This is a genomic window from Neolewinella agarilytica (genome assembly GCF_900110645.1).
GTDB lineage: Bacteria > Bacteroidota > Bacteroidia > Chitinophagales > Saprospiraceae > Neolewinella > Neolewinella agarilytica.
In genome coordinates, this window is record NZ_FOFB01000009.1 from 1 (window position 1) to 8,468 (window position 8,468).

The window sequence follows — 8,468 nt, forward strand, 5'->3', positions numbered from 1 at the left end:
CAGACCATCGTACTGACTTACACCATCGACGCTACGTTCCAGGGCACGAGCCTGAACAACGCAGCCGAAATCACCGAAGACGACGGCGACGACGTTGACTCTGACCCGACTACGGGTCCTGAGACGGACGAAGACGGCGACGGCAGCGGCGACGACGATGATGAGGACAACGTGGACATCCCCGTTGAGCAGGTCTACGACCTTGAGCTGAGCAAAGCAGTAACTTCTGCTGGTCCTTACCAGCAAGGTTCTACGGTAGAGTACACACTGACGATCACGAACGACGGTAGCCTGAACGCTGCCGGTATCGAAGTAACGGATACTCCACAGGAGGGTCTGACCTTCGTGAGCTCTGATGCTGACGGTGTTGCGGTAACGGAAGTATCCCCAACGGTTTACACGATCGCTGCTCTTGCCCAGGGTGAGACGCAGACCATCGTACTGACTTACACCATCGACGCTACGTTCCAGGGCACGAGCCTGAACAACGCAGCCGAGATCACCGAAGACGACGGCGACGACGTTGACTCTGACCCGACTACGGGCCCAGAGACGGACGAAGACGGCGACGGCAGCGGCGACGACGATGATGAGGACAACGTGGACATCCCCGTTGAGCAGATCTACGACCTTGAGCTGAGCAAAGCAGTAACTTCTGCCGGTCCTTACCAGCAAGGTTCTACGGTAGAGTACACACTGACGATCACGAACGACGGTAGCCTTAACGCTGCTGGTATCGAGGTGACGGATACTCCACAGGAGGGTCTGACCTTCGTAAGCTCTGATGCTGATGGTGTTGCGGTAACGGAAGTATCTCCAACGGTTTACACGATCGCTGCTCTTGCCCAGGGTGAGACGCAGACCATCGTACTGACTTACACCATCGACGCTACGTTCCAGGGCACGAGCCTGAACAACGCAGCCGAGATCACCGAAGACGACGGCGACGACGTTGACTCTGACCCGACTACGGGCCCAGAGACGGACGAAGACGGCGACGGTAGCGGCGACGACGATGATGAGGACAACGTGGACATCCCCGTTGAGCAGATCTACGACCTTGAGCTGAGCAAAGCAGTAACTTCTGCTGGTCCTTACACGCAAGGTTCTACGGTAGAGTACACACTGACGATCACGAACGACGGTAGCCTGAACGCTGCTGGTATCGAGGTGACGGATACTCCACAGGAGGGTCTGACCTTCGTAAGCTCTGATGCTGACGGTGTTGCGGTAACGGAAGTATCCCCAACGGTTTACACGATCGCTGCTCTTGCCCAGGGTGAGACGCAGACCATCGTACTGACTTACACCATCGACGCTACGTTCCAGGGCACTAGCCTGAACAACGCAGCTGAGATCACCGAAGACGACGGCGACGACGTCGACTCTGACCCGACGACTGGTCCTGAGACGGACGAAGACGGCGACGGCAGCGGCGACGACGATGATGAGGACAACGTGGACATCCCTGTTGAGCAGATCTACGACCTTGAGCTGAGCAAAGCAGTAACTTCTGCCGGTCCTTACCAGCAAGGTTCTACGGTAGAGTACACACTGACGATCACGAACGACGGTAGCCTGAACGCTGCTGGTATCGAGGTGACGGATACTCCACAGGAGGGTCTGACCTTCGTGAGCTCTGATGCTGACGGTGTTGCGGTAACGGAAGTATCCCCAACGGTTTACACGATCGCTGCTCTTGCCCAGGGTGAGACGCAGACCATCGTACTGACTTACACCATTGACGCTACGTTCCAGGGCACTAGCCTGAACAACGCAGCTGAGATCACCGAAGACGACGGCGAAGACGTTGACTCTGACCCGACTACGGGTCCTGAGACGGACGAAGACGGCGACGGCAGCGGCGACGACGATGATGAGGACAACGTGGACATCCCCGTTGAGCAGATCTACGACCTTGAGCTGAGCAAAGCAGTAACTTCTGCTGGTCCTTACCAGCAAGGTTCTACGGTAGAGTACACACTGACGATCACGAACGACGGTAGCCTTAACGCTGCTGGTATCGAGGTGACGGATACTCCACAGGAGGGTCTGACCTTCGTAAGCTCTGATGCTGACGGTGTTGCGGTAACGGAAGTATCTCCAACGGTTTACACGATCGCTGCCCTTGCCCAGGGTGAGACGCAGACCATCGTACTGACTTACACCATCGACGCTACGTTCCAGGGCACGAGCCTGAACAACGCAGCTGAGATCACCGAAGACGACGGCGACGACGTTGACTCCGATCCGACTACGGGTCCTGAGACGGACGAAGACGGCGACGGTAGCGGCGACGACGATGATGAGGACAACGTGGACATCCCCGTTGAGCAGATCTACGACCTTGAGCTGAGCAAAGCAGTAACTTCTGCTGGTCCTTACCAGCAAGGTTCTACGGTAGAGTACACACTGACGATCACGAACGACGGTAGCCTTGATGCTGCAAACATTGCAGTGATGGATACTCCGCAGGAGGGTCTGACCTTCGTAAGCTCTGATGCTGACGGTGTTGCGGTTACCCAATTACTTGAGACGACGTACCTGATTACTGCTCTTGCCCAGGGTGAGACGCAGACCATCGTACTGACCTACACTATCGACGCTACGTTCCAGGGCACAAGCCTGAACAACGCAGCTGAGATTACAGCTGACAACGGCGACGACGTTGACTCTGACCCGACGACTGGTCCTGAGACGGATGAAGACGGCGACGGTAGCGGCGACGACGATGATGAAGACAGCGCTGACATCGAAGTAGGCCAGACCTACGACCTTGAGCTGAGCAAAGCAGTAACTTCTGCTGGTCCTTACACGCAAGGTTCTACGGTAGAGTACACACTGACGATCACGAACGACGGTAGCCTGAACGCTGCCGGTATCGAAGTAACGGATACTCCACAGGAGGGTCTGACCTTCGTAAGCTCTGATGCTGACGGTGTTGCGGTAACGGAAGTATCCCCAACGGTTTACACGATCGCTGCTCTTGCCCAGGGTGAGACGCAGACCATCGTACTGACCTACACCATCGACGCTACGTTCCAGGGCACGAGCCTGAACAACGCAGCCGAGATTACAGCTGACAACGGCGACGACGTTGACTCCGATCCGACTACGGGTCCTGAGACGGACGAAGACGGCGACGGCAACGGCGACGACGATGATGAAGACAGTGCTGACATCGAAGTAGGCCAGACCTACGACCTTGAGTTGGACAAAGCAGTAACTTCTGCCGGTCCTTACACGCAAGGTTCTACGGTAGAGTACACACTGACGATCACAAACGACGGTAGCCTGAACGCTGCCGGTATCGAAGTAACGGATATTCCACAGGAGGGTCTGACCTTCGTAAGCTCTGATGCTGACGGTGTTGCGGTAACGGAAGTATCTCCAACGGTTTACACGATCGCTGCTCTTGCCCAGGGTGAGACGCAGACCATCGTACTGACCTACACCATTGACGCTACGTTCCAGGGCACAAGCCTGAACAACGCAGCCGAGATTACAGCTGACAACGGCGACGACGTTGACTCCGATCCGACTACGGGTCCTGAGACGGACGAAGACGGCGACGGCAACGGCGACGACGATGATGAAGACAGTGCTGACATCGAAGTAGGCCAGACCTACGACCTTGAGCTGAGCAAAGCAGTAACTTCTGCTGGTCCTTACACGCAAGGTTCTACGGTAGAGTACACACTGACGATCACGAACGACGGTAGCCTGAACGCTGCCGGTATCGAAGTAACGGATACTCCACAGGAGGGTCTGACCTTCGTAAGCTCTGATGCTGACGGTGTTGCGGTAATGGAAGTATCTCCAACGGTTTACACGATCGCTGCTCTTGCCCAGGGTGAGACGCAGACCATCGTACTGACCTACACCATTGACGCTACGTTCCAGGGCACAAGCCTGAACAACGCAGCCGAGATTACAGCTGACAACGGCGACGACGTTGACTCCGATCCGACTACGGGTCCTGAGACGGACGAAGACGGCGACGGCAACGGCGACGACGATGATGAAGACAGTGCTGACATCGAAGTAGGCCAGACCTACGACCTTGAGTTGGACAAAGCAGTAACTTCTGCTGGTCCTTACACGCAAGGTTCTACGGTTGTGTACACACTGACGATCACGAACGACGGTAGCCTTAACGCTGCTGGTATCGAGGTGACGGATACTCCACAGGAGGGTCTGACCTTCGTAAGCTCTGATGCTGACGGTGTTGCGGTAACGGAAGTATCCCCAACGGTTTACACGATCGCTGCTCTTGCCCAGGGTGAGACGCAGACCATCGTACTGACTTACACCATCGACGCTACGTTCCAGGGCACTAGCCTGAACAACGCAGCTGAGATCACCGAAGACGACGGCGAAGACGTTGACTCTGACCCGACTACGGGTCCTGATACGGATGAAGACGGCGACGGCAACGGCGACGACGATGATGAAGACAGCGCTGACATCGAAGTAGGCCAGACCTACGACCTTGAGTTGGACAAAGCAGTAACTTCTGCTGGTCCTTACACGCAAGGTTCTACGGTAGAGTACACACTGACGATCACGAACGATGGTAGCCTGAACGCTGCTGATATCGAAGTAACGGATACTCCACAGGAGGGTCTGACCTTCGTGAGCTCTGATGCTGACGGTGTTGCGGTAACTCAGGTAAGTGAGACGATCTACACGATCGCTGCTCTTGCCCAGGGTGAGACGCAGACCATCGTACTGACCTACACCATCGACGCTACGTTCCAGGGCACTAGCCTGAACAACGCAGCTGAGATCACAGCTGATAACGGCGACGACGTTGACTCCGATCCGACGACTGGTCCTGATACGGACGAAGACGGCGACGGCAACGGCGACGACGATGATGAAGACAGTGCTGACATCGAAGTAGGCCAGACCTACGACCTTGAGCTGGACAAAGCAGTAACTTCTGCTGGTCCTTACACGCAAGGTTCTACGGTAGAGTACACACTGACGATCACGAACGACGGTAGCCTGAACGCTGCTGATATCGAAGTAACGGATACTCCACAGGAGGGTCTGACCTTCGTAAGCTCTGATGCTGACGGTGTTGCGGTAACTCAGGTAAGTGAGACGGTTTACACGATCGCTGCTCTTGCCCAGGGTGAGACGCAGACCATCGTACTGACCTACACCATCGACGCTACGTTCCAGGGCACGAGCCTGAACAACGCAGCTGAGATCACAGCTGATAACGGCGACGACGTTGACTCCGATCCGACGACTGGTCCTGATACGGACGAAGACGGCGACGGCAACGGCGACGACGATGATGAAGACAGCACTGACATCGAAGTAGGCCAGACCTACGACCTTGAGCTGGACAAAGCAGTAACTTCTGCTGGTCCTTACGAGCAGGGTAGTATTGTCTCCTACGATATCACTGTAAACAATGTGGGTAGCCTTGACGCCAGCATTGTAGTGGTGGAAGATCGTCCAGCAACCGGACTTACTTACGTAGGGCTGAACAGCGGAGACGTTACCGATAATGGTGATGGCACCTTTACGCTGAACAATGTTCTGACACAAGGTGGAACAGTAACCTTCAACGTTTCTTACGAAATCGACGAAGACTTCGAAGGAACTAGTCTGTCTAATGTTGCTGAGATCATCGAGGATGATGGTGATGACAACGATTCGACTCCTGATAACGATGTTCCTACCGAAGACGATCAGGACGAAGTAGATGTTCCAGTTAATCAAGTATTTGACCTTGCAATTGATAAGTCAATCGCTCCTGGCGGATCTCCCGCTACAGGTACGGGAGCTCTTATTACTTATGAAATTACTGTTACCAACGAAGGAACCGTAACTGCGGTAAATACTTCAGTAATGGACGATTCCGATGTAGGAATTACCTATGAAAGTGATGACGTATCAATGACTGGTGGCAATGTAATAAGCGGAGGAATGGGATCATTCACTGTTCTATCACTTGCACCGGGAGAGTCAACTTCATTCTTGATTATGTACCGTCTTGCACAAGAGCCGGAAATTGGAATTGGTGATGTAATCACCAACCAGGTTCAAATCAACGGCGATAGTGGAGATGATGTTGACAGTGATCCAATGTCAGATTACAACAACGATGATCTTGGAGATAACGTTGACGATGATGATGAAGACAGCGCAATCACATTCATCGTAGGGCTTAACGTAGAGAAGACTGTTGATAAGACTGATGTCTGCCCAGGTGAAGAGGTTATGTACACATTAACCAGTCGCTTCCGTGACAACTTCTGTCCTGTTGAAGGATTGGAGTTCCGTAACCTGCGAGTCTCAGATAGTGCTATGCCTGGTTTCCAGTTTACTCCCGGTGATGCATTCTTCGTGGCTTCCAGCGATCCTGATGGAGACGGAATTCTGGATTGCGGAGAGGAGTTCATGTGGCAGTACACACTGACATTAGATGAAACATTTGTCAATATGGCAATGGATACTGCTGATCTATGGTTCGTAAATCCGGATACTGGCGAAGAAGTATTCGCTGGAGAGCAAGACTTCATGGATGGTGTTACGGTTAACGTCAGTACTGACAACTGTGCACGCATCGGTGACCAGGTATTCAATGACCTTAATGCTGATGGCATTCAGGATGATGGAGAACCAGGAATCGGAAACGTAACGGTTAACCTTTATGACGGAAACGGAGTCATCATTGATAATACAACTACAGATCCAATCACGGGTATGTATGAGTTTGTTAACCTGACTCCAGGAACGTATCAGGTAGAATTCGTTAACCCAGACGGCACTCTATGGACCTCTAGTCCTGTAGATGCATCAGGAGACGAGGCTACTGATAGTGATGCTGATCCGATTACAGGATTGTCTGACGACATTATCGTTGTGAACGGAACGAACAACAATGACATCGATGCTGGATTCTACCAGTTGGCAGAAGTTGGAGACCTTGTCTTCATTGATACTAACGGTGACGGTATTCAAGCAATGGATGGAACGGAACCTGGCCTGCCAGGTGTGACGGTTACACTCTTCGACGAAGACGGCACTCAGATCGATCAAGTATCCACCGGAACCAATGGTGAATACCTCTTTACCGATCTTGAGCCTGGCGATTACTCCATCACTGTTGGAGACGTAGACGGGTACACCTTCTCTCCTGTTGACGAGGGTGGAAACGACGACTTGGACTCTGACTTCCCAGACGGAACGACTATGGTCCCTGTTAATCTCGAGTCAGGCGAAAGCGATCTTAGCTACGATGCTGGTCTTGTACCAACTTGTGACCTGATCGTTACTCCTGAAATCACGAATGTTGATTGTAACGGAAATGAGACTGGTTCGATTAGCCTGACGGCTACCGGAGGTCTTGAGCCATACACCTTCGCTTGGTCAACTGGTGAAGCAACTGCTGAGCTTGTAAATCTTGCCGCTGGTGAGTACACTGTAACGGTTACTTCTGCTAACACTTGTACGTTCACAACAACTTACACAGTGACTGAGCCAGCAGTACTTACGGCCACGGTAGCTGATGCAGACGTTCTCTGTAACGGAGATGCTGACGGCACACTGACGGTAGTTGCTGACGGTGGTACTGCACCATACACTTACGCATGGAGCAACGGACAGACCGACGCTACGGCAACTGGCCTGGTAGCTGACACCTACACGGTGACGGTAACTGACGCCAACGGCTGTACGGAAACTGCAGAAGGCACGGTTAACGAGCCTACTGACGTAACGGCCACGGTAGCTGATGCAGACGTTCTCTGTAACGGAGACGCTGACGGCACGCTGACGGTAGTTGCTGACGGTGGTACTCCGGACTACACTTACGAGTGGAGCAACGGACAGACCGACGCTACGGCAACCGGCCTGGTGGCTGGCACCTACACGGTGACGGTAACCGACGCCAATGGCTGTACGGAAACAGCAGAAGGCACTGTTAACGAGCCTACCGCACTGACCCTGACGGGCACGACGGTAGAGGTTGGCTGTAACGGAGATGCTTCCGGTTCTATCGACATCACGGTCGGTGGCGGAACACCTGACTACACTTACGCCTGGTCTAACGGCGCTGCTACTGAAGACCTGTCTGATCTGACGGCTGGTACTTACAGTGTTACTGTTACGGATGCCAACGGTTGTACGATCGATGAAACCTTCGAAATCGAAGAGTCTTCAGACATTGAAGCTACGGTAGCTGACACTGACGTTCTCTGTAACGGAGATGCTGATGGCACGCTGACGGTAGTTGTTAATGGTGGTACTCCGGACTACACTTACGAGTGGAGCAATGGACAGACCGACGCTACGGCAACCGGCCTGGTAGCTGGCACTTACACGGTGACGGTAACTGACGCTAATGGCTGTACTGAAATTGCAGAAGGCACGGTTAACGAGCCTACTGACGTAACGGCCACGGTAGCTGATGCAGACGTTCTCTGTAACGGAGATGCTGACGGCAC

At 53.5% G+C, this 8,468-nt stretch carries 1 protein-coding gene; it reads left to right on the forward strand.

The annotated features are described in order from the left end of the window. Positions 1-8,468 (forward strand): SdrD B-like domain-containing protein (locus BM123_RS09580; protein ID WP_139211826.1); only part of this gene is annotated, 8,468 nt, incomplete at both ends.